The organism is Actimicrobium sp. CCC2.4 (genome assembly GCF_034347385.1).
GTDB lineage: Bacteria > Pseudomonadota > Gammaproteobacteria > Burkholderiales > Burkholderiaceae_D > Actimicrobium.
Genome location: NZ_CP133777.1, coordinates 1,471,893 through 1,494,207 on the forward strand (window position 1 = coordinate 1,471,893; position 22,315 = coordinate 1,494,207).

The following is a 22,315-nucleotide window of genomic DNA, read 5'->3' on the forward strand; positions in this document are numbered from 1 at the left end:
ATTCAGAATAAAAAGTAGCGCTGCGCCATCGGCAGGACCTTGGCCGGTTCGCACACCAGCAGCTCGCCATCGGCGCGCACTTCATAGGTTTCGGCGTCGACTTCCATCACCGGCGTGGCGCCGTTGTGGATCATGTCGGACTTGCGCAGCTGGCGCATGTTTCTGACTGCGAACAGCGTTTTGTTCAGCTTGAGTTTGTCGCCGATACCGTCATCCATCGCCGCTTGCGAAACGAAGGTAAACGAGGTCTTCAGGCCGCCGCCATACGCGCCAAACATCTTGCGGTAATGGACCGGTTGCGGTGTCGGGATCGACGCATTCGGGTCGCCCATCAGCGCCGCCGCGATCATGCCGCCCTTCAAAATCATCGATGGCTTGACGCCGAAAAACGCCGGCTTCCACAACACCAGATCTGCCAGTTTGCCGACCTCGATCGAACCGACCAGATGGCTGATGCCATGCGTGATAGCCGGGTTGATCGTGTACTTGGCGATGTAGCGCTTGACCCTGAAATTGTCATTGCGGCTGCTGTCTTCCTGCAATGCGCCGCGCTGGATTTTCATCTTGTGGGCGCTTTGCCAGGTGCGCAGAATCACTTCGCCGACCCGCCCCATCGCCTGCGAATCCGACGACATCATGCTGATCGCACCGAGGTCATGCAGGATGTCTTCGGCCGCAATCGTCTCGCGCCGGATGCGCGACTCGGCAAACGCGATGTCTTCGGCAATGGCCGGGTCGAGATGGTGGCAGACCATCAGCATGTCGAGATGTTCGTCGAGCGTGTTGACGGTGTACGGCCGGGTCGGATTGGTGGATGAGGGAAGGACATTCGCTTGCCCGACCGCGGCGATGATGTCCGGTGCATGACCACCGCCGGCACCTTCGGTATGGAAGGTGTGGATGGTGCGGTCCTTGAACGCGGCCAGCGTGTGCTCCAGAAAGCCGGCTTCGTTGAGCGTGTCGGTATGGATCGCGACCTGCACATCCATCCGGTCGGCTACGGCCAGGCAATTGTCGATCGCGGCGGGCGTGGTGCCCCAGTCCTCATGCAGCTTTAAGCCGATCGCGCCGGCGCGCACTTGTTCTTCCAAGGGCACGGGCAAACTGACATTGCCCTTGCCCAGAAAGCCGAGGTTCATCGGGAACGCATCGGCGGCTGAGAGCATCGCGTGTAAATGCCACGGGCCCGGCGTACAAGTGGTGGCCGAGGTGCCGGCGGCCGGGCCGGTGCCGCCACCGAGCATCGTCGTCACGCCCGACATCAGCGCGTCATCGATCTGTTGCGGGCAAATGAAATGGATGTGCGAATCGACCCCGCCGGCAGTGACGATCATGCCTTCGCCGGCGATGATCTCGGTCGCGCCGCCAATCGACATTGTCACGTTCGGCTGGATGTCCGGATTGCCGGCCTTGCCGATGGCGGCGATGCGGCCGTTCTTCAGGCCGATGTCGGCCTTGACGATGCCCCAGTGATCGATGATGACGGCGTTGGTGATGACGGTGTCCATCACGTCAGCATGATTGCGCTGCGACTGGCCCATGCCGTCGCGGATCACCTTGCCGCCGCCGAATTTGACCTCTTCGCCGTAGGTCGCGAAATCCTTTTCGATCTCGATGAACAGATCGGTATCGGCCAGCCGGACGCGGTCGCCGGTGGTGGGGCCGAACATTTCGGCATAGGCTTTGCGGCTCATCGAACTCAAGGGCGAACTCATTTCAAGGCTCCCATCACTTTGGCATTGAAGCCATAGACTTCGCGCGCGCCGGCCAGGTCGACCAGTTCGACCGTGCGCTGCTGGCCCGGCTCGAAACGCACGGCGGTGCCTGCCGCGATATTGAGGCGCATGCCATAGGCCGCGTCGCGATCAAATTGCAGCGCCGGATTGGTCTCGAAAAAATGGAAGTGCGAACCGACCTGTATCGGCCGGTCGCCGCTGTTGGCGATGACCACGGTGGCCGTGCGGCGCCCGACATTGAGGGTGATCTCGCCCGGTTCGATCAGCATTTCACCTGGAATCATGGCGGCCTCTAGGGTATCGGTTGGTGGACCGTGACGAGCTTGGTGCCGTCCGGGAAAGTCGCTTCGACCTGGATGTCGGGGATCATCTCGGCGATGCCGTCCATCACATCGGCACGGGTCAGGATGCGGGTGCCGGCCGACATCAGTTCGGCCACGGTGCGGCCATCGCGCGCGCCTTCCATGATGGCCGCGCTGATGAGCGCGATGGCTTCCGGATAGTTCAGTTTTACGCCGCGCGCCATGCGGCGTTCGGCCAGCAGTGCTGCGGTAAAAATGAGCAGCTTGTCTTTTTCTCGGGGAGTCAGATCCATGGGTTTGCCTAGGGTAAAAGTTCAGGTATTCCAGATGCGCGGCACGACCGCCTCGCGCGCCAGTAGCAGCGGGCGCAGCGCCTGCCAGGCCTGCATCATCAGGCCTCGCGCGACTTCACTGGAGTCGCCCAGATGGCGCACGACGAGGATGGCTTTCAGTTGCGTGATGCCGACGTGCGGGCCGAGCCTCTCGCGCAGTGCGGTCAGTGCGCTTGGCGTGAGCGATTTGCCGGCCACCAGCAGCGTCGCGCAGACGGTCTTGCCGGCCAGTCCGAGCGGACTGTGCATGACGCTGCCGGTTCCCTCGATGCGGCCCTGCTCGAACCAGATCAGCTTGCCGTCGCGGCGTATCGTGCTGTGCTGTGCGATGGTGCCCGCGTTAAAAGTTTCGCCGGACGCAGTGCGACCAAAGCACAGGATGTCGCAGCCGACATAGGTCGCGTCACCCTGCAGCGTGATGGCGCTGTCGAGGCGCACGTGGGCGTTGTTGAAGAAGATGGTTTCCTGCGGCAGCCATTCCAGCGACGCCCCGGCGGCGACGTCGAGGCGCACGGTCTGGCGCGACACATGGCCATTGGCGCGATACCACTTGGCCGCGCCCGGCGTGCTGATGAAGACCGCCGCATCGCTGCCGACCCGCACCGTGATATCGAGCTGGTCGCCACCGACGACGCCACCGGGCGGATGGACGATGACCGCGTGGCAGACCGACGGATGTTCGGGATACAGCGTCTTCTGCACGCGTAACGGCCCGACATGTTCGCGCCCGGTCAGGCGCGTGGTGCCGGCATCGTTGACGAAGCCGAGCGACAGGCGCGCGTGCCAGTAGCTGCGGGTAGAAGAGGGCGATGAATGGCTGGCGTCGGGCATGTGGGAAGTAGGATGGTCGATGCTAATCGTGGGTAGCAGTATATGTGCCAACCGATTGGAGCCGATCACCGCCCTGTTTGCCAATTTCAGGTGCGTGACCGCTTCGCTCCGGTGCAGCAATTGCGCCTGGCCTGCAATTGCGCACGAACGCTGCGCCATCCATTGTTATGATGACGTTCCTTTTTTCTGCTGCGGCCTGCCATCCATGTTCGATTTCCTTTTCAAGCGCAAACCAAAAACTCCGCCGGCTCCTGTCGTAGTGGTCGTACCTGCCGCCGTCGCACCGACTGCGCAGCGCACTGCCGCGATGGCGGCAGCGACCGACCTGCAACATGATGAGGCGGCCAGTGTTGCCTTCCTGCTCGCCTGTGACTTTGCCGATGCCCGCTTGCTGGCGGCGCAGGGCGTGCACTCGGCAACGGCCTTGCAGCAAGTGCTGGGGGCAATGCGCAATACCGACCGGCGCGTCGCCAAGCTGATGCAGGCCAGGCTCGACCAGCTCGACGCGCAGCGCAAGCTGCTGACTCTGGCCACTGCCTGCATCGCCGATGCTGAACGACTCGCGGCCGACCCGGCCTTGACGCCGAACCAGGTCAGCGAACTGGATCGCCGCTGGCAGGCGCTGACGGCGATACCCGAACCCGAACTACAGGCTTTTGCCACAGTGCGCGTCACGCTGGCCGCACGGCTCGCCGCGCAAGCAGCCTTGCAGCGCGCGGTCATCGATACGCTGGCGCAATTGCGCGCCTTGCCCGGCGAGCATGCACCGGATGTCGTGCGCTCGACGCTGGATGCGCTCGATGCCGCGCTGGCCGGCTATCGTACCTCTGCCGATATCGCCGCCGTGCCGAAGCAGTTGCTGATCCAGTGCGACGAGGCCGCGCAGGTCTTGCGCGCGTCGCTGGTGGCGATCGAGCAGCAACACGCAGCCCGTCAGGCGCGTCTGACTCTGCTGGAAGAATGGGAAGCCGCCGCGCCGGAATCCTTGCAGGAATCGACCTTGCGACGCAGCTGGCAAGGCGAGGTCGCGCCGGACTGGCAGCAGCGTTTTGACGAACTGCTGCAGCGCGTGGTTGTTGCGCGTCCGGTCAAGGTCGCTGCCACCGTGACGGTCTCAGTGTTCCCGGTATCCGAACAGAAGCCGGTTTTTATCGAGGCCCTGCAAGCAATGGAGCAGGCGCTCGATGAAGGCAGCCTGCAAATCGCCGCCGAGGCTGACAAACGCTTGCGCGCGCTCGACCTCGCCGCCGTGCGGCCGACGGAAGCGCAGACCGCGCAACTGTCGCGCCTGCGGGCCGAACTCGGTCGCCTGCAGGGCTGGGCGCGCTGGGGCGGCAACGTCTCGCGAGAAGAATTACAGAAGGCCGCCGAAGCCTTGCCCGAACAGGCTCTGGCGATTGCCGAGCTGGCAAAAAAAATCGGCAGCCTGCGCGAGCGCTGGAAGTCGCTGGATGTATCGGCCGGTCCTGCGCCAAAAGAACTCTGGCATGGTTTTGATGCCGCCTGTACCGCCGCCTATGCACCTGTCGCTGCGCATTTCGGCAAGCTCGCTGAAGAACGTCAGGCCAACGTCGTGGTCGCCTCAGACATGATCGCCGACATGCAGCGCAATGCCGACGCACTGGCCGGCGTCGACCATCCCGACTGGAAAGCGGTGGCGCTGTTTTGCCAGCGCAGCCTGCAAAGCTGGCAGCGTCTGGGACCGACAGAGCGCAAGGAAAAGAAACGTCTGGATACCGAATTCAATACCGTCCTGCAGCGCCTGCGTGAGCCATTGGCCGCCATCCGCGCCACCGAAATCGGCCAGCGTGAACAGATGATCGCCGACGTCGAGGCGCTGTCCGCCAATGATCGCTCCGCACTCGACACGCTGCGCGCGCTGCAGGATCGCTGGCAGGAATGCGCGAAGGCCTTGCCGCTGGAGCGCAATGACGAGCAGGCGCTGTGGAGCCGCTTCCGTGCGGCCTGTGATGTGGTCTTTGCCCGTCGCAAGGAAGCCGCTTCCGAAGCCGATGCCGGCCGGATCGACAACCTGCAGGCCAAAGAAGCGCTGTGCCTCGCGCTGGAACAGGCCGGCACACTGGCGATCCCGGAAGTGGCCAGCCTGCTGCGGGAAACCGCCACTGCGTGGCAACGCGCCGGCCATGTGCCGCGCGCCTCCGAAAACGCGATCGACACGCGCTACCGCCAGGCTGTGGCCGGCTTGCAGTTGCAGGTGGATCATGCACAGCGGGCCCGCGATGCGCTCGCCAAACAGGCGATCCTGGTCAAGCTGCAGTTGTGCCAGCAAGTCGAATCCACACTGGTGAGTGGTGACGGCGATGCGGCCGCGTTGCAGGATCAGTGGCAGGCACTGCCGGCGCTGACAGCACCGTTCGAGCGCGCGCTGGGCCAGCGCTTCGGGCAGGCGCAGGTCGCGGCGCAGCAAGCCGACACCGGCTACGCGGCGACTCTGGAAGCCAACCGCGCGGTGCTCGGGCGCGAATTGCTGCGTATGGAAATTGTCTTGTCGCTCGATAGTCCTGCCGAACTGATGCGCGAACGCTTGCAATTACAAGTCGAGGTTTTACAGGTAGCGCTCAAGTCCGGCCAGCCGGTGGCGACCGAACAGCAGATGCTGGTGGCTTTGTGCAATTTGCCGGCGCTGGCAGATGGTCCGGCGACCGCGCGCTTGCAGCGGGTTCTGGAACGGGTGCTGTAGCGGGGTGCAGGCGGGGCCTGGAATATTTGTTCCGGTCATTCAAAACTGATCGGATCGCGCTCTCCCGGAAATAAAAATGCCCCGACACATTGCGGGGCATTTTTTGCGATGCAGCGTGGCTGCGTGGCTTGTGATAGCAGTGGACTTACTTTTTTGCGGCAGCGCGGGGGGTGTTTTTTTCGACGGCTTCCGACATCTGGGTGACGGCAGTATTGACGTTGCCTTCGATCGTGGCGACTGCTTGCTTCGTGGTGCGCGAGAGTTGCTCGTAACCGGCGTTGGCATTGCCCAGCGCGGATTTGAACATGGCGATGACTGATTCGGAACCTGCGGGTGCGCCCTTGGTCGCATCGTCGATCAGCGTGACCACTTTCTGGTTCATTTCGCTGATTTGAGTTTCAGTGACCTTGGTGAATTCAGCTTGCACTTCGGCAGCAATGCCGGCAACGCTGCGTGCATAGGCAACAGCCTTTTCGGTGCCAGGCTGCGACTGTGCCGAGCCGAGCGCAAAAAACTCTTGCGGGGTCTTGGCTGACAGCATGTGCTTGAGTGCGGTATTGGATTCTTCCATCGAGGTGCGTGCTGCATTCATATTCAATGCAGTCAGTTTTTCGACGCCTTCAAATGCCTTATGGGTGAGCGCCGTCATGACGGCAAGTTGAGACTCAAAAGCGGACTTGGTGCTTGCCGAGAACTGTTCTGGTGTTGAAAACATGTGTTTCTCCTGTGGGTGGGATCGGTCTGCCGCGACTAACCTGCGCTTTCTTGGTGCACTGCAGCACGAGATATTCTAAGGGCTGATGATGTCGTGTCAAGCAGATTATTTGCCGCACGATCGCGCTATTTTGGCAATGGTTCATTGACAAAACCATTTTATAGTCAACAAACCTGGTTGATCGCAAGTTGGTTCGTTCCGGTGTTGCCATGCCGATGCTAAACTCGGACCACATTTTTTTGGACATCCCCGCCTTGAAAGCTTTTTACAGCGATCACTTCGTTCTGCCTCTGCCTGCCGGGCATCGTTTTCCGATGCAGAAGTACCGCCTGCTGCGCGAGCGCGCCGCCAGCGTCGCGCCGGGCATTAGCTTTGCCGAAGCACCTGATATCGGTAATGGCGTACTGGCACTGGCGCATCATCCGGATTACATCCGGCAGGTGAGCGCCGGCGAGCTATCAGACAAAGAGCAGAAACGTATTGGTTTTCCCTGGTCTCCCGGCATGGTCGAGCGTTCACGGCGGGCCTCCGGTGCCACCATCGCTGCCTGTCGCGCCGCGTTCGAGGATGGCGTCGCGGTCAACCTGGCGGGTGGCACGCATCATGCGCATGCGTCGCACGGCGAAGGATTTTGCGTCTTCAATGATGCGGCCATTGCTGCGCGGTTGATGCAGGCGGAACGGCGCGTCAGACGGGTCGCTATCGTCGACCTTGATGTGCACCAGGGCAATGGGACGGCCGAGATCCTCGCGCGGGACGACTCGGTGTTCACGCTGTCGCTGCATGGTGAACGCAACTATCCGTTCGAGAAAGCGGTCAGTGATCTCGATGTCGGCTTGCCGGACGATGTCGGCGATGCTGCCTATCTGGAGGCGCTGGCTAACGCGCTGACAACTCTGTTTGCGTGCTTTGATCCGCAACTGATTATTTTTCTGGCGGGTGCCGACCCGCACGAGGGCGATCGGCTCGGCCGCATGAAGCTGACGTTCGAGGGCCTGGCACAGCGCGACCGGATGGTGCTTGAAGCAGCCCGGCAGCGGCGCATTCCAGTCGCCATTTCAATGGCCGGTGGTTATGGTAGGGACATTGAGGATACCATTCGGGTCCATTTACAAACCATCGCCATTGCTGCGCAATACGCGGCGCACTGGACGATGCCACCTGCCATGCTGGCGACCCCGACACAATGAACAGAACGGCTACTCCTGCGATGGCGGCAATGCACCCGTCACCTTATCTGGCGGCAATGCCGTGGCTGTTCGTGCTGCTCTGGAGCACTGGTTTTATCGTTGCCAAGTTCGGGCTGCCGTACGCGCCACCGTTGACTTTTTTGCTGCTGCGGTTTGCCGGCGTGCTGCTGGTGTTGTTGCCGCTGGTGCTGATCCTGCGCGCACCATGGCCGACCGGGCGCGTCGGCCATGTCGCGCTGGCCGGCGTCTTGGTGCAGGCCGGCTATCTGGCCGGCGTCTGGTGTGCGATCAAGCTGGGCATGCCGGCCGGCCTGTCGGCATTGATCGTCGGCATGCAGCCGGTGCTGACCGCATTTGCCGCGCCGCTGATCGGTGAATCGGTACGCGGCAAGCAGTGGATCGGGCTGGCACTGGGCCTGTGCGGCGTGGCGCTGGTGGTGGCCAACAAGATCAGCCTGATCGGCTTGTCGACCGGGAGCATTTTGCTGTGCCTGATGGCGCTGCTGTCGATTACCGCAGGCACGCTCTACCAGAAGCGCTATTGCGCCCACTTCGATTTGCGCACCGGCACGATCATCCAGTTCGCGGCGTCGGCCGCCGTGGTGCTGCCATTCGCAATCCTGTTCGAAGGTTTTTCGCCGGCGCTTGATGCGGTGCAGTGGACCCCGAACTTCATCGGTGCATTGCTGTGGTCTATCCTGGCGCTGTCGATCGGTGCGATCTTCCTGCTGTTTTCGCTGATCCGCAAAAGCGCAGCGACCAGCGTGACGAGCTTGCTGTACCTGACACCGCCGACGACCGCATTGATGGCATGGCTGGCGTTTGGCGAGCAGTTCAGCTGGATCGGGCTGGTCGGCATGTTGCTGGCCGTGGCGGGCGTGGTTTTCGTGGTGAAGAAATAATGCGGCCTACAGCACACCGGCGCGTCGACTACGCGCACTTCCATCCGATCACGACACGCTGGCTCGATAACGATGCCTACGGTCACGTCAACAACGTGGTCTATTACAACTGGTTCGACACCATCGTCAACGAGCTGCTGATCTCCGGCGGCGCGCTCGATATTGTCCATAGCCCGGTCATCGCACTGGTGATCGAATCGGCATGCACGTACTTCGCACCGGTGGCATTCCCGGACCGGATCACTGCCGCGCTGCGCGTGGCGACGCTGGGCAATTCCAGCATCCGCTACGAGGTCGCTATTTTCTGCAACGACGATGATCGCGCAGCCGCCCAGGGGCACATGGTGCATGTCTGCGTGGAGCGTGCCAGCCGTGTTGCCACCCCCATTCCTGCAGCGATGCGGACCCTGCTTCACTCCTTACAGCTTCCTTCCCTTTCCGCGAGCCCGCCATGATCCAGACACCGCAGCAGCAGCATGTTGATGACGCCATTGTTTCCCGCCACTCGATCAGGGCGTTCCTGCCGGACCCGGTCAGCGCCGGAGACATCGAACAGTTGCTGGAGGTCGCGGCCCGTGCGCCCTCCGGCACCAATACCCAGCCATGGAAAGTCTATGTACTTACCGGTGCCATCAAGCAGCGTTTGTCGGCGGCGGTACTCGCGGCGCACAACGATCCTGACGGCGCGACCAAGTACGTCCAGGAATACAACTACTACCCGCTGAAATGGAATTCGCCATTCATTGATCGCCGTCGTAAAGTGGGTTGGGATCTTTATGCATTGCTGGCTCTGACGCGCGACAATAAGGCGGGCATGCATGCGCAGCACGGCCGCAATTACGCGTTCTTTGATGCGCCGGTCGGGCTGATGTTTACGATCGATCGCAGTCTGGAGTTGGGTTCATGGCTGGACTACGGCATGTTCCTGCAAAATGTGATGATCGCCGCGCGCGGTCGTGGCCTTGATACCTGTCCGCAGGCAGCCTTCACGCAATATCACAAGGTCATTGCCGATGTGCTGCAGTTACCTGAAAACGAAATGCTGGTCTGCGGTATGTCGCTCGGTTATGCCGACAACAGTAAAATCGAGAACACGCTCATTACCGAACGTGAACCGGTTGCCGGGTTTGTCCGCTTTCTTTTCGAGTAGTATTTTTTAAACCTGGTTAGCTTAGATAATGTACCGCAAAGTAAAAAGTATTGGCAAATTAGTATTCTTAGGTCGAATTCAAGTTAAAAGTACGCGCTAAGTCGTTAATTCGCTTGTAGTTGACCTTCTTTTTGCTACACTGCAAGGCGATCCTTTTTGCCCATACCCGGGAGCCCTGATGTCCAAGTCTGCCTTTTTAATTTTGTTGATGTGTTCGTTTTTTCTGTCTACGGGCACCGCAGCAAATGCTGCAGACAAGCCGGAGCGCGCGGCATCCGCAAAAAAACACACCAAAAAATCCACCGTCAAGAAATCAACGCGCCGGCATACCGCCGCTGCCAAGCCTAAGCGGGTTAGCCGCAGTCGCGCAGCGATCGCCGTGGTGCCGGCCGTCGTCAGTGCGGGTGATCTGGCCGGTCTGAACCTGACCCGTGATCCGCTTGACCTGAAATCGAATGTCGCGCTGGTGATGGACCAATCGAATTCGAAAGTCCTGTTCGAAAAAAATTCCAATGTAGCCTTGCCGATCGCCTCGATTACCAAGCTGATGACCAGCATGGTAGTGGTCGAGTCGAATCAGAACATGGACGAAATGATCGAAGTCACCAGCGAGGACATTGACCGTGAAAAAAATTCGTCATCGCGCCTGCGGGTCGGCTCCATCCTGTCGCGGTCGAACATGCTGCACATTGCGCTGATGAGTTCCGAGAATCGCGCCGCATCGGCACTGGGCCGGAATTATCCGGGCGGCTTGCCGGCGTTTGTCGGCGCGATGAATGCCAAGGCCAAGTCGCTGGGCATGCTCGATACCCGCTATGTTGATTCAACCGGCCTGTCGAGCCACAACGTGGCTAGTGCGCAGGATTTGGCCAAACTGGTTATTGCAGCGCGCCAGCACCAGATCATCGGCCAGTATTCGACCGATACCAAGTACGCGGTCAAGCCGGGCAGCGGTGTACTGCAATATTCGAATTCCAATCATCTGGTCGGTAATCCGGCCTGGGATATTGACTTGCAAAAGACCGGCTACATCAACGAAGCAGGTCGTTGCCTGGTCATGCTGGCGAATATCGAAGGCCGTCCTATCGTGATGGTGTTCCTCGACTCGAAGGGCAAGCAATCACGTACCGCCGACGCCGGCCGGATCCGCAAATGGATCGAGGCGCTGAAGCCGGACAACCTGACCAATCCACTGGCGGCACCTACCGCGCGCAACTTGCCGCTGGTGCATAGTTGATCCGGTAGCTGACGCGCACCACAATAAAAAAACGGGCCGGGGTCCGTTTTTTTGTTGTGGTGCGCGATCGCGTCGGTGGCCTTGCCCGCCAGCCGGCATTCGTGTGTTCTTACGCCTCTTGCGCGGAATATCCCAGCACAGCCGAAATCTGGTTCACGGTCAGCATCAAGTCCTCCAGCCATTCTTCCTGCAAGCGATCGGCTGGTGCCGAAATCGACAGTCCGGCGATCAGGCGACCCGAGTCATCGCGGATACCGGCGGCCATGCAGCGCACGCCCAGTTCGAGTTCTTCGTTGTCGCGCGCAAAGCCGCGCGCCCGCACCAGGCTGAGTTCGCGTTCCAGCGTCGTCAGCTCGGTGATCGAATTCTTGTTGTGTCCCGACAGGCCGGTGCGGGTTGCGTACGAGCGCACGGATTTGGGATCATCCACCGACAGGAACAGCTTGCCGGTCGAGGTCAGGTGCAGCGGGGCCCGACCGCCGATGGCACGTACCACCTGCATGCCGGAACGTTCCGAAAAAGCCCGGTCGATATAAACGATTTCATCGCCCTGGCGCACTGACAGATTGACTGTCTGGAAGGTTTTGCGGTGCAGCGCCCGCATGAAATCCACCGCCGCTTCGCGCACGTTCAGCCGGCTCTTGACCACATTGCCCAATTCCAGCAAGCGCATGCCGAGGCGGTAGGCCCCCGGCTCCGCCCGTTCGACGAAGCGCTTCAGTACCAGGTCGTTCAGGATGCGGTGGGCGGTGGATGGATGCAGGCCGGTATCGGCCGAGAGCTGCTTCAGGCTGACCGGATCCGGATAGCGGGCCAGCGCATCAAGCAGCGAGGTCAGGCGTTCGATAACTTGAATGGACGTTTTGTCTGTCTCTGAATGCGCTGTCGTGGTCATGACGTTTTCGTGGCGAATGGAATGCAAAGGGTTATACCACAATGCGAAAAGGTTCCTTGCATCCCTGACTGGCTGCCGGTGTTTTATGTCAGCGCGATGACCTGTCATATGGGGCGTCGATAAAGCGATCACGACGCTGATGCGCTGTTAAAATCCGCCGGCGACAAGCGTATCCGAGACGATTTTTGCGACCGCTTGTCCCCCATTTATTTCGACGATTTGTTTGATAACGCAATCCAGCCAGGGCCAGCATGAGCGACGACAATCAACCGATCAGCCAGTTCAAAAGCAAGAGTGGTCTCAAGCGCATCGCCGGTGCGTTTTTTTATTCGATGGAAGGATTCAAGGCGGCGTGGAAGGGCGAGCATGCGTTTCGCCAGGAGCTGGTGGTGATGGTGGTGGCGACCATCATCGCACTGGCGCTGCCTGTGCCGGCCTTGCAGCAACTGATGCTGATCGGCGTGTTCGTGCTGGTGCTGGTGGTGGAGCTACTCAATTCGGCAATTGAGGCAGTAGTCGACCGGGTGTCGCTGGAACGCAATCCACTGTCGAAAAATGCCAAGGACTTTGGCAGTGCTGCGGTATTTTTGACTTTTTCGCTTGCGGCGGCGACGTGGGGGGTGATCGTCTTGCCGCTGCTGCGGGGGCTTTGGGGCTGATTGATTTTTAGTCGATGTGACGCGGTCTCGTTTCCGTTTGTCTGGGGTCTGCCATAGAGAGTTTGTCGAAGGCGCGCAGGACAGTGTGCCTTCGACAAACTCAGGCCTGAGGGTCACTGGTCTGCAGGTGTTCTTGCGACCCCACCCATTGATCACTTACTCACGTAAATCCTGTCAAATTCGCCGCCATCATCGAAGTGTTTTTTCTGCGCCTGCTTCCAGCCACCAAACAGCTCATCAACCGAGAACAGCGCGATCGGTTTGAAGCTGGCCTGGTATTTTTTTGTTACTGCATCAAGGCGCGGACGCAGGTAGTGCCGGGCGGCGATTTCCTGGCCTTGCGGTGAATACAGGAATTGCAGGTAAGCCGTAGCCTGCTTGCGGATGCCGCGTTTGTCGACGACTTTATCGACCACGGCTACCGGCGATTCGGCCAGGATCGATACGTCCGGATAGACCACGTCGAAGTCGTCGCCAAATTCTTTGCGCACCAGTTGCACTTCATTTTCGAACGTCACGAGTACATCGCCGATGGCACGCTGGGTGAAGGTCGTGGTCGCCGCGCGCCCGCCGGTGTCGAGGATCGGGACGTTCTTGAACAGCTTCGTCACCAGTTCACGCGCCTGCGCTTCGGTGCCGCCTTTTTTCAGAACCGAACCCCATGCCGCCAGATACGTGTAGCGGCCATTGCCCGAGGTTTTCGGATTCGGCACGATGACCTTGATGCCTGGCTTGGCCAGATCATCCCAGCCCTTGATCTGCTTCGGATTGCCCTTGCGTACCAGGTACACCATCGTCGAATAGAACGGCGCGGCACCGTTCGGGAATTTCTTTGCCCAGTCCGCCGCCAGCAAACCGCGATCGGCCAGCAAGTCGATGTCGTTGGCCTGGTTCATCGTCACGACCGATGCTTCAAGGCCATCGGCGACCGAGCGCGCCTGCTTGCTGGAACCACCGTGCGACTGGTTGATGGTGAGGGTTTCGCCGGTGTTTTTTTTCCAGTCGGCAATGAAGGCCGGGTTGATGTCCTTGAACAGTTCGCGGGTCACGTCATACGAGACGTTGAGCAGGACTGTGTCAGCGGCGCTGGCGGTGCGGGCAAACGGAAATGTCGCTGCCACCAGAATCAGGAACTGGCCAACGCGGCGCAACAGGGCAGGGCGTTCGAAAAATAGAGTGGACATAAGCGTGCCTCGGGAAAATGGACTGATGATTGTGCAAACTGCGGCCGCGAAAGCCAACAATCCATTCGTCATAAGCTTAGGGAATTTACGGTAAGGGAATTTTTTCCGGGCATCACTTCGGTAAGATGGCGCGATTCTTTCAGGTAAGGCAATCGATGGCATCTGATCCGGACTCAGGCAACCGCTACGGCGTACTGCGTTACCGCAATTTTCGTTTCTACCTGGCAGCGCGATTGCTGTCGACGCTGGCCGTGCAAATGCAAAGCGTGGCAATAGGCTGGCAGGTCTACGCCATGACCGGCGATGTTTTCGACCTCGGCCTGATCGGGCTTGCGCAGTTCGCGCCGTTCCTGCTGCTGATCCTGTACGCCGGCCACGTGGCTGATCGCTACGACCGGCGCAGGATCATCACCGGCTGCATCGTTGCGCAACTGGCGTGCGGCCTCGGCCTGCTGGCATTCACCTGTCTGAACCTGCAAATCGTCTGGCCGATCTTTGCGGTGCTGGTGCTGTTCGGCAGCGCGCGCGCCTTCATCATGCCGGCCAGCCAGGCCATCCTGATCAACATGGTACCGGCCGACAGCTTCGGCAAAGCTGTCGCGCTGAGTTCATCGACCTTCCACGTCGCCGTCATCGCCGGTCCGGTGCTGGGCGGCGTGCTGTATCTGGCCGGACCAAAGACGGTTTATCTGATTGTCGCCGGCCTGCTGACGTTGTCTGCGGTGCTGATGCTGATGACCAGCAGCACGCCGCAAGTGACTCACAAGGAACCGGCCACCTGGCACAGCGTGATGGGAGGCTTGCGCTTCGTCTGGTCGCGTCCGGTCGTGCTCGGCGCGATTTCGCTGGACCTGTTTGCGGTACTGTTCGGTGGTGCCACCGCGCTGCTGCCGGCGATTGCCAGCGATATCCTGCATGTCGGTCCGACCGGCCTCGGCCTGCTGCGTACGGCACCCGCCATCGGTGCAGCGGTTACTTCGATCGCGCTGACCTTCCGGCCGATCACACGCCGGGTCGGCGTGTGGATGTTTGGCGGCGTCGCGCTGTTCGGTGCCGGCACCGTGGTGCTCGGCCTGACCGGTAGCATTGTTGTGGCAATGATCGCACTGGTGCTGATGGGGGTCGGCGACATGGTTAGCGTGTACATCCGGCACTTGCTGGTGCAGTTCGAAACACCGGATGCGATCCGTGGCCGCGTCAGCGCAGTCAATTCAGTCTTCATCGGTGCCTCGAACGAGCTCGGCGAATTTGAATCCGGCATCACCGCAGGCTGGTTCGGACTGGTGCCGGCGATCTTGATCGGCGGGGTGGCGACACTGGCGGTGACGGCGGCTTGGTCACTGGGTTTTCCGGTGCTGTCGAAGATGGATCGGTTTCCGCATGCGAGCAAGGATGCTGAAAAAACCTAGCCAAGCAGATGCCGCAGCCCATCCCAGCTCAGCTTCAACCCGGTCAGCAGCAGGAATCCATACGAGATCCGGTAAAACACGTTCGCATCGATACGGTCATGCATCCACGCACCGAGCTTGACGCCGATCGGTGCCAGTGGCGACAGCACTGCCGCCGTGGCGAGGTTGTCCAGGCTGAGTTGGCCGAGCAGCGCATACGGCACGATCTTGGCGTAATTGATGGTCGTGAACAGGATGGTCACGGTGCCGACATAGACCGCCTTATCGAGATGCTTTGGCAGCAAATAAATCGCCATCGGCGGACCGCCTGCATGCGAGACAAAACTCGTGAAGCCCGACAGAAAAGACCATAGCCCGGCACTGGCCTTGTCCGGCAAATGCACCGGCACGCGCACTTTACCTTTTAGCCAGTAATTGAGCGCGAACACCAGCGCCATCACGCCGACCATCGCCGTCACCATCGCATCGTTCAATTGATGAAACATCAGCGCGCCGATCAGGATGCCGACCAGCGCACCCGGCAGCAGCAGCTTGAGCAAGGCGGGATCGGCGCGCTTGCGCCAGGTCACGAAGCCGGTCAGATCCATCACGCACAGGATCGGCAGCATGATGCTGGCGGCCTGCGTCGGCGAGATCGCCAGCGCCATCAACGGTACCGCCACGATGCCGAGGCCGCCGGCAAAGCCGCCTTTTGAAATACTGGTGATCAGCACGGCCGGAATGGCGGCGGCGTAGAACAACGGGTCCTGGATGATCTGCATGATTGCTAGTTGGTAACTTGGCGGAACGCGGAGCATATCTGAAATCTGCATATCGAACCGCGAAAGCATTCGTTCGGTTCTGCCGGTACGGCGCATATTGTGGAGGCCTCAGAAACTACCCGCCCCGGGAAACGCCGATGTCATTCACCCCTTTGCTCAAGTCGCTGCTCGTAGCCGCCGTGCTGATCCCCGCCGTGCACGTCGCCAGTGCCGCCGGGCTGTCGCTGCTCAACGTATCGTACGATCCGACCCGCGAGCTGTACCAGGATGTCAACCAGGCCTTTGCCAGGCAGTGGGCGTCCAGGGGCGGCGACACGATCCGCTTCAAGCAATCGCATGGCGGTTCGGGCAAGCAGGCCCGTGCGGTCATTGATGGTCTCGAAGCCGATGTCGTCACGCTGGCACTGGCCTATGACATCGATGCGATTGCCGAACGTGGACTGATCGCACCGGGCTGGCAAAAGCGCTTGCCGCACAACAGTGCGCCGTACACGTCGACGATTGTTTTTCTGGTCCGCAAGGGCAACCCGAAAGGCATCACCGACTGGAGTGATCTGATCAAGCCGGGTATCGCCGTCATCACACCGAATCCGAAAACCTCCGGCGGCGCACGCTGGAACCATCTGGCCGCATGGGGCTATGCGCTCAAGCAACCGGGCGGCAATGAAGCGACGGCCCGTGAGTTCCTCGGCAAGCTTTACAAGAACGTACCGGTGCTCGATTCCGGCTCCCGCGGCGCAACCACGACCTTCGTCGAGCGCGGCATCGGTGACGTGCTGATCGCGTGGGAAAACGAAGCGCTGCTGGCCATCAAGGAACTCGGTCCGGACAAGGTCGAGATCGTCGCGCCGCCGCTAAGCATCCTGGCCGAACCACCGGTGGCCGTGGTCGATAAAGTGGTCGACAAGCGTGGCACCCGCAAGCTTGCCGAAGCCTATGTCCAGTATCTGTATTCGGACGAAGGACAAGAGATCGCGGCCAAAAATTATTACCGCCCGACCTCGGCCGCCGCCGTTAAAAAATACGCCGCGCAATTTCCGAAAGTGCAATTACTGACCATCGAGGAAGTCGCCGGTGGCTGGACCAAGGCACAGAAAACCCACTTCGCCGATGGCGGCGTGTTCGATCAAATCTACCTGCCTGCCCGCAAATGAGTGCATGCGAGCGTCCCGACGAAGCCGCAAGCGCGTAATAATCCGGTTAGTTCCTGCAAGCCGATTGCGTCGGCACCATGCCGCAACGCAAAGCGCTCGGTGCCCGGATAAACCACGAAACGCTGCGTGATGCCAAGGTCATCGCAGGCAATGGCAAAGCCTTTTGCCGGACTCGGCGAGGACGAGCGTTTGACCTCGATGGCCATCTCGATCCGGCCCCCTTGTTCGAACAGTAAATCCAGTTCGGCACCGGCCTGGGTGCGGTAGTAATACGGCATCCGGTGCGGGCCCGCGGCGGCGATCAGGTTGTCGATGCAATGCCCTTCAAAACTGGCACCACAGACCGGATGGCCGAGCACGTCATCCGTGGTTTCCAGTGACAGCAGCGCATGCACGATGCCGCTGTCGCGCACGTACACTTTCGGAGTCTTGACCAGGCGCTTGCCGACGTTGCCGCTCCATGGACGCAGTCGACGCAGCAGTTGCAGGTCGACCAGCAAATCGATGTAGCGATTCACGGTTGGATTGGCCACGTCCAGGGCGCTGGCCAGGCGCGTCTGCGTCAGCACGCTGCCTTGCTGATGCGCCAGCATGGTCCAGAGCCGGCCAATAGTTTCGGCCGGCAGGCGCGGGGCAAACATCGGCACGTCGCGCTCCAGATAGCTGCGGATGAAGTCGCGTCGCCAATCCAGGCTGCGCCTGTCGTCAGTCGCCAGCAGGCTGTCGGGGAACCCGCCGCGCAGCCACAGCGTGGCGTCGGCGATGCCTGCGCCGCTGGCTTCGCCGGTGTCGATCGGGCCGATTTCCATATAGGCGATGCGTCCGGCCAGCGTTTCGCTGGATTGGCGCATCAGGTCCAGCGAGGTCGAACCCAGCAGCAGGAACTGGCCGTTGCGCTGGCCGGCGCGGCGGTTGTCATCGATGATGCCGCGCAGGACTTCAAAGACGCCGGGCGCGCGGTGGATTTCATCGAGGATGACCAGCTTGCCTTGCTGCGCGCGCAGATAGCTGTCGGCATCTTCCAGCCGCAGCCGGTCAGCCGGGCGTTCCAGGTCCAGATACACCGCGCCACCGGGCCAGCCATCGGCGACGGTGCGCGCCAGCGTGGTCTTGCCGACCTGGCGTGGTCCCAGCAGCACGACGGCCGACGTGTGCGAGAGCTTTTCCTGAAGCAATAATAACAAGGTAAAAATATGAATTCGCGGCGTTTCAGGCAAAGACATCGATCTTTCCGCTAACGCCCGCAGGCGCGGCCGCGGCGTTTGCCGACGCAGGCTGTCGTGCAGCACTGCCGGAGGCGACCTCGTCGATGCGAAGCCGAAGGCTGCTGATCTTGCCGCTGATCGCCTCGATATCGGCTTTACCCTGCGGCGTTTTTGCGGAGGCGCAATTCACGCATTCCGACAATTGTTTTTGGTAGCGCGACAGTTGATACTCGAGACCGGCTGCTCTGGCAGAATTGGAGTACGTCACATTTGTCGCGGTCCCGCCGATTGCCTGCACCATGAGAACTCCTTGTCGTGATTGCCGCAGACTGCTTGTTGACGGGCTTACCAACGCAAAATACGGGGCCCGATCAGCGCACCGATGGCGGCCGGAATCAGCATGCCAAGCAGGTACCAGAACGCCACGAACGGCGCTTCGATTTCAGGGCAATGCAGACAATAAATGGTCGCCGCCGTGGCACCGGCAGTGAATCCGGCGGCCGCGCCAGCCAGACGCAAGCGGGTCGGTGCCAGATCGCGCATCGCCATCAATAGCGCTGCAAAAATCGGCAATGAAAGACCTGCGATCAGGAAGGCGCAGATGCGCCATGTCGAACCCCAGAAAAGCTGTGCGCGCTGGCCTGGCGCGGCATCCATCAGAACAAGGCCCGCCGCCACAAACATGATCACGAGCGGCAGCGCGATTAACGCCGGCAGCATCGCTGTGCGCGCGCCGGGTAAGGACAGGCGCGCAACCGCGATTTTTCCAGTCCATGCCAGGGCGGCGACAAAGGCGACTTTCAGCAGGAATGCGGGCTGCGTGGCCACTTCGATCAAGTCTTTGCGCACGCCGAGCAATATCATCATCAGTGACATGCTGACCAGTACGGCACTCGCCATTAGCAGCGTGTTGCGCCATGCCGGTAGCGCTTGTGCGCTTACGTCCGGCCCGGTCGCCAGCATGTTGATCAACTCGTCGGTTTTCATGATTCCTCTCGTAAGGTTGCTGCCAATGTCTTCAAGCCCCGGTGCACGGCCACCTTCACCGAGGCTTCCGATATGTCCATCGCAGCGGCGGTTTCACGGACCGACCAGCCATCAATCTTGGTGTAACGGATCGCCGCTTGCTGTTGCGCCGGCAACTGCGCCAACAAGGTCGCCAGATCGCGCCGCGCTTCGCTGGCGTTTTCGTCGGCACTGGAAAAAAGTTCATGTTCGTCGTCCAGCGGCTCGTTACGCAGTTCGCGTCGCGCGTGCCGCCGTAACCAGTCAATCAGCTTGTATTTCGTAATCGCCACCATCCACGATGTCAGCGGCACGTTTGCGTCATAGGTCAGGCGCTGGTTGTGGATTGCCAGCAGCGATTCCTGCACCAGATCTTCGACTTCGTCAGGCCAGCGGCTCAGGCGACGGCGCAGAAAGGCGCGCAGATGCACGGAGGTCGATTGCAAAAAACTGCGGTAAGCCACGGTATCGCCGGCCATGCCCCGTTGCAGCAGATCATGCAGGCGTGACTCGGTGGTTCGCATCACTTCACTCTGCTGTATTCGTTCCATCTGCGCCTTAAGTTACATCGTCCGGAAAATAAACAGGTGCGCCACAAATTAATTTTTTCGCACTGTAACCAAAGTCGTCGTGATGACGAACTACCTTGCACACCACCACTGGATCGGGAAGCACCATGACTCTCATCACTCTGCAATCGATTCGCCTCACTGTCGTAGCTTGTGCCTGTTGCCTTACATTGCCTGCCTATGCCGGCAATGTCTGCAAGGTAAAAAGCGGTGCGGCGACCGCCGCGCTGGTCGAACTCTACACCAGCGAAGGTTGTTCCAGCTGTCCTCCGGCTGACCTGCAACTGCGCCAATTGAAGCAAGTGCTGGATGCCGGTGCGGTGGTGGTGCCGCTCGCACTGCATGTCAGTTACTGGGACCGGATCGGCTGGAAAGACGTCTTTGCGCAGCCACAATTCGATGCCCGCCAGAGCGCGCTCCTGACCGGCCGGGCAAGCCGTATCGTCTACACCCCGCAGTTTTTTGTCAATGGCGATGAGCTGCGCAGTTGGCGCAACGATCTTCCGGCCACGGTGCGCCGTGTCAATGCCCGCGCCGCACCAGTGACAATCACCTTGACGTCGGCACCGAACGGCAGCGATGGCGTGGCACTGGAGGCGGACGTTGTTGCGGCCGATCCGCAACTGAGCGGCGCGCTGTACCTCGCCGTCAGCGAGAGTGCATTGGTGTCGCAAGTGACGCGTGGCGAAAACAGCGGTACGACGCTCCGCCATGACAACACGGTACGCAAGTGGTTCGGCCCGATCGCCCTGAAGCAAGGGCGCGCGCAATTGCAACAGCAGATCGCGCTGCCGGCAGACTGGCACCGTGAAAACCTGCAAGCCGTTGCCTTTGTCCAGAATCAGGATGGGGTGCTGCAGGCCCTTAGTACGGCGCAGTGTCAGCCGGCGCGGGGACTGTGATGGGGGCCGTCATGCGTACCCACCAGGGCGCCAAGCCCGCCATCATTCACCCATTCTGGCTGCGTGCCACGCACTGGATCAATGCCGTTGCGGTCGTGCTGATGATCGCCAGCGGCTTGCGTATTTATAACGCATCACCATTTTTCGACTTCACGATTCCGGCCGCGTTGACGCTGGGTGGCTGGCTGGGCGGCGCGCTGCAATGGCATTTCGCGGCGATGTGGCTGCTGGCTGTCAACGGTATCGCTTATCTGGCGATCAACCTGTTCTCGGGTCGCTTGCGCCGCCAGTTCTTTCCGCTCTCGCCGCGCCAGTTCCTGCGTGATCTGGGTGCCGCACTGAAAGGCAAACTGGCCCACGCCGATCCGCGCCACTACAACGCGGTACAACGTGCGGCGTATCTGTTCGTGATCCTCGACATCGTCCTGATCGTGTTGTCCGGGCTGGTGCTGTGGAAGTCGGTGCAGTTTTCGATGCTGCGCGAGCTGCTCGGCGGTTACGAAGCAGCGCGGCGCATACATTTTTTTGCGATGTCAGCGCTGGCCGGTTTTATCGCACTGCATCTGGTGATGGTCGCTCTGGTGCCGCGCACGCTGCTGGCCATGCTGCGCGGCCGTTGATGGTCGACGTCTAATAAAACTTCCAGGAGGATCCCATGAAGAAAAAAAATATCGTGATCAATGTCGACGGTGCAGCGATGCTGGCCGATGCGATCCGGCAGATCAGCGTGCCATCGCGGCGGGCGTTCCTGCAGCGCACGGTGACGCTAGGCGGCCTGGCACTGCTGACCGGTTGCTCCACTAGCGATGCCGACAGCATCGATGCCGCGCTGACCGGCATGTCACGCTTCAATGACAAGGTGCAGGGCCTGCTGTTCGACCCGACCCGATTGGCACCGACCTATCCCGAGTCGATGATTACGCGACCATTTCCGTTCAATGCGTTTTACGGCGAAGACAAAGTCAAGGAAGTCGATGGTGAGGCCTGGCGGCTCGAATTAAGTGGCCTGATCGCCGATCGCAAGCCGTGGTCGCTGACGCGTTTGCGTGGTTTGCCGCAAACCGATCAGGTCACCCGTCATATCTGCGTTGAAGGCTGGAGTGCGATCGGCAAGTGGGGGGGCGTGCCGTTTTCGACATTCCTGCGCCAGGTCGGCGCTGACCTCACGGCCAAGTACGTCGGCTTCAAATGCAGCGACGATTACTTCACCAGCATCGACATGGCGACCGCACTGCATCCGCAGACGCTGATGGCGCTGACCTACGATGGCCGGCAACTGCCACCGCGCTACGGTTTTCCGATGAAGCTGCGCATGCCGACCAAGCTCGGCTACAAGAATCCCAAACATATCCAGGCGATTTTCGTCACGAATACCTACCCCGGCGGTTACTGGGAAGACCAGGGGTACAACTGGTTCGGAGGCAGCTGAACACAACGGCTGCACTGAAGTTTCAATGTCCGTCTCATTATTTGCAG

The 22,315-nt window shown here is 60.5% G+C and carries 24 protein-coding genes; 12 read left to right on the plus strand and 12 right to left on the minus strand.

The window, feature by feature from the left end; translation table 11 throughout:
- Positions 1–2: 2 nt before the first annotated feature.
- The 4 genes from ureC to RHM62_RS06880 are packed head-to-tail and all read right to left on the minus strand — an operon-like array spanning position 3 to position 3,201.
- The gene (gene ureC, locus RHM62_RS06865; protein WP_322125345.1) at positions 3–1,703 is read right to left on the minus strand and encodes an urease subunit alpha; all 1,701 of its coding nucleotides are present in this window, start codon (positions 1,701–1,703) and stop codon (positions 3–5) included.
- Positions 1,704–1,711: 8 nt separating this feature from the next.
- Positions 1,712–2,020: an urease subunit beta gene (locus tag RHM62_RS06870; protein ID WP_322124784.1), complete on the minus strand. Its 309-nt coding sequence runs from the start codon at positions 2,018–2,020 to the stop codon at positions 1,712–1,714.
- An 8-nt stretch (positions 2,021–2,028) separates the two neighbouring features.
- Positions 2,029–2,331: an urease subunit gamma gene (locus RHM62_RS06875; protein ID WP_322124785.1), complete on the minus strand. Its 303-nt coding sequence runs from the start codon at positions 2,329–2,331 to the stop codon at positions 2,029–2,031.
- A 21-nt stretch (positions 2,332–2,352) separates the two neighbouring features.
- Complete coding sequence (locus RHM62_RS06880; RefSeq protein WP_322124786.1) at positions 2,353–3,201, minus strand: urease accessory protein UreD; 849 nt, start codon at positions 3,199–3,201, stop codon at positions 2,353–2,355.
- 205 nt (positions 3,202–3,406) lie between these two features.
- On the opposite strand from RHM62_RS06880, the gene RHM62_RS06885 reads away from it, so the two are divergent.
- Complete coding sequence (locus RHM62_RS06885) at positions 3,407–5,902, plus strand: DUF349 domain-containing protein (RefSeq protein WP_322124787.1); 2,496 nt, start codon at positions 3,407–3,409, stop codon at positions 5,900–5,902.
- Positions 5,903–6,047: 145 nt separating this feature from the next.
- On the opposite strand, the gene phaP is transcribed toward RHM62_RS06885, so the two are convergent.
- Positions 6,048–6,617: a TIGR01841 family phasin gene (gene phaP, locus RHM62_RS06890; protein WP_322124788.1), complete on the minus strand. Its 570-nt coding sequence runs from the start codon at positions 6,615–6,617 to the stop codon at positions 6,048–6,050.
- Between the two features lie 209 nt (positions 6,618–6,826).
- On the opposite strand from phaP, the gene RHM62_RS06895 reads away from it, so the two are divergent.
- From RHM62_RS06895 to pbpG, 5 genes are all read left to right on the plus strand, one after another.
- Positions 6,827–7,807 carry a histone deacetylase gene (locus tag RHM62_RS06895; protein ID WP_322124789.1) on the plus strand — a complete coding sequence of 327 codons (981 nt, stop codon included), beginning with the start codon at positions 6,827–6,829 and terminating at the stop codon, positions 7,805–7,807.
- Positions 7,808–7,836: 29 nt separating this feature from the next.
- Positions 7,837–8,709: a DMT family transporter gene (locus RHM62_RS06900; protein WP_322124790.1), complete on the plus strand. Its 873-nt coding sequence runs from the start codon at positions 7,837–7,839 to the stop codon at positions 8,707–8,709.
- Positions 8,709–9,164: a thioesterase family protein gene (locus RHM62_RS06905; RefSeq protein ID WP_322124791.1), complete on the plus strand. Its 456-nt coding sequence runs from the start codon at positions 8,709–8,711 to the stop codon at positions 9,162–9,164. Before RHM62_RS06900 ends, RHM62_RS06905 begins: the two co-directional genes overlap by 1 nt.
- Positions 9,161–9,859, plus strand: a complete 699-nt coding sequence (locus tag RHM62_RS06910; protein WP_322124792.1) for a nitroreductase — start codon at positions 9,161–9,163, stop codon at positions 9,857–9,859. Before RHM62_RS06905 ends, RHM62_RS06910 begins: the two co-directional genes overlap by 4 nt.
- 178 nt (positions 9,860–10,037) lie before the next feature.
- The gene (gene pbpG / locus RHM62_RS06915) at positions 10,038–11,096 is read left to right on the plus strand and encodes a D-alanyl-D-alanine endopeptidase (protein ID WP_322124793.1); all 1,059 of its coding nucleotides are present in this window, start codon (positions 10,038–10,040) and stop codon (positions 11,094–11,096) included.
- Positions 11,097–11,205: 109 nt separating this feature from the next.
- Here the strand turns inward: pbpG and RHM62_RS06920 are convergent, their stop codons facing one another.
- Positions 11,206–11,991, minus strand: a complete 786-nt coding sequence (locus tag RHM62_RS06920) for an IclR family transcriptional regulator (RefSeq protein ID WP_322124794.1) — start codon at positions 11,989–11,991, stop codon at positions 11,206–11,208.
- Between the two features lie 251 nt (positions 11,992–12,242).
- Between RHM62_RS06920 and RHM62_RS06925 the strand changes: the two genes are divergently transcribed.
- Positions 12,243–12,650 (plus strand): diacylglycerol kinase, encoded by a 408-nt coding sequence (locus RHM62_RS06925; protein ID WP_322124795.1) that lies wholly within the window; start codon positions 12,243–12,245, stop codon positions 12,648–12,650.
- Between the two features lie 152 nt (positions 12,651–12,802).
- Here RHM62_RS06925 and RHM62_RS06930 read toward each other — a convergent pair whose 3' ends face one another.
- Positions 12,803–13,834: a sulfate ABC transporter substrate-binding protein gene (locus RHM62_RS06930; protein WP_322124796.1), complete on the minus strand. Its 1,032-nt coding sequence runs from the start codon at positions 13,832–13,834 to the stop codon at positions 12,803–12,805.
- 155 nt (positions 13,835–13,989) lie between these two features.
- On the opposite strand from RHM62_RS06930, the gene RHM62_RS06935 reads away from it, so the two are divergent.
- Positions 13,990–15,243 (plus strand): MFS transporter, encoded by a 1,254-nt coding sequence (locus RHM62_RS06935; RefSeq protein ID WP_322124797.1) that lies wholly within the window; start codon positions 13,990–13,992, stop codon positions 15,241–15,243.
- On the opposite strand, the gene RHM62_RS06940 is transcribed toward RHM62_RS06935, so the two are convergent.
- A complete protein-coding gene (locus RHM62_RS06940) occupies positions 15,240–16,004 on the minus strand; it encodes a sulfite exporter TauE/SafE family protein (RefSeq protein WP_322124798.1) in 765 nt (254 codons plus the stop codon). The two genes, RHM62_RS06935 and RHM62_RS06940, sit on opposite strands and share 4 nt — an antisense overlap.
- 137 nt (positions 16,005–16,141) lie before the next feature.
- On the opposite strand from RHM62_RS06940, the gene RHM62_RS06945 reads away from it, so the two are divergent.
- Positions 16,142–17,158, plus strand: a complete 1,017-nt coding sequence (locus tag RHM62_RS06945; RefSeq protein ID WP_322124799.1) for a sulfate ABC transporter substrate-binding protein — start codon at positions 16,142–16,144, stop codon at positions 17,156–17,158.
- On the opposite strand, the gene RHM62_RS06950 is transcribed toward RHM62_RS06945, so the two are convergent.
- From RHM62_RS06950 to RHM62_RS06965, 4 genes are read right to left on the minus strand one after another with little or no spacing between them, the layout of a single operon-like run.
- Positions 17,137–18,381: an ATP-binding protein gene (locus RHM62_RS06950; protein ID WP_322124800.1), complete on the minus strand. Its 1,245-nt coding sequence runs from the start codon at positions 18,379–18,381 to the stop codon at positions 17,137–17,139. The two genes, RHM62_RS06945 and RHM62_RS06950, sit on opposite strands and share 22 nt — an antisense overlap.
- A complete protein-coding gene (locus RHM62_RS06955; protein ID WP_322124801.1) occupies positions 18,368–18,664 on the minus strand; it encodes a hypothetical protein in 297 nt (98 codons plus the stop codon). Before RHM62_RS06955 ends, RHM62_RS06950 begins: the two co-directional genes overlap by 14 nt.
- A 44-nt stretch (positions 18,665–18,708) precedes the next feature.
- On the minus strand, positions 18,709–19,350 hold the full coding sequence (locus tag RHM62_RS06960) for a DUF1109 domain-containing protein (protein ID WP_322124802.1): 642 nt from the start codon (positions 19,348–19,350) through the stop codon (positions 18,709–18,711).
- The gene (locus RHM62_RS06965; protein ID WP_322124803.1) at positions 19,347–19,919 is read right to left on the minus strand and encodes a sigma-70 family RNA polymerase sigma factor; all 573 of its coding nucleotides are present in this window, start codon (positions 19,917–19,919) and stop codon (positions 19,347–19,349) included. Before RHM62_RS06965 ends, RHM62_RS06960 begins: the two co-directional genes overlap by 4 nt.
- Positions 19,920–20,044: 125 nt before the next feature.
- Between RHM62_RS06965 and RHM62_RS06970 the strand changes: the two genes are divergently transcribed.
- From RHM62_RS06970 to RHM62_RS06980, 3 genes are read left to right on the plus strand one after another with little or no spacing between them, the layout of a single operon-like run.
- The gene (locus RHM62_RS06970; protein ID WP_322124804.1) at positions 20,045–20,839 is read left to right on the plus strand and encodes a DUF1223 domain-containing protein; all 795 of its coding nucleotides are present in this window, start codon (positions 20,045–20,047) and stop codon (positions 20,837–20,839) included.
- Between the two features lie 11 nt (positions 20,840–20,850).
- Positions 20,851–21,459: a cytochrome b/b6 domain-containing protein gene (locus tag RHM62_RS06975; protein ID WP_416172295.1), complete on the plus strand. Its 609-nt coding sequence runs from the start codon at positions 20,851–20,853 to the stop codon at positions 21,457–21,459.
- Positions 21,460–21,494: 35 nt separating this feature from the next.
- The gene (locus tag RHM62_RS06980) at positions 21,495–22,268 is read left to right on the plus strand and encodes a molybdopterin-dependent oxidoreductase (protein ID WP_322124806.1); all 774 of its coding nucleotides are present in this window, start codon (positions 21,495–21,497) and stop codon (positions 22,266–22,268) included.
- Positions 22,269–22,315: the final 47 nt, after the last annotated feature.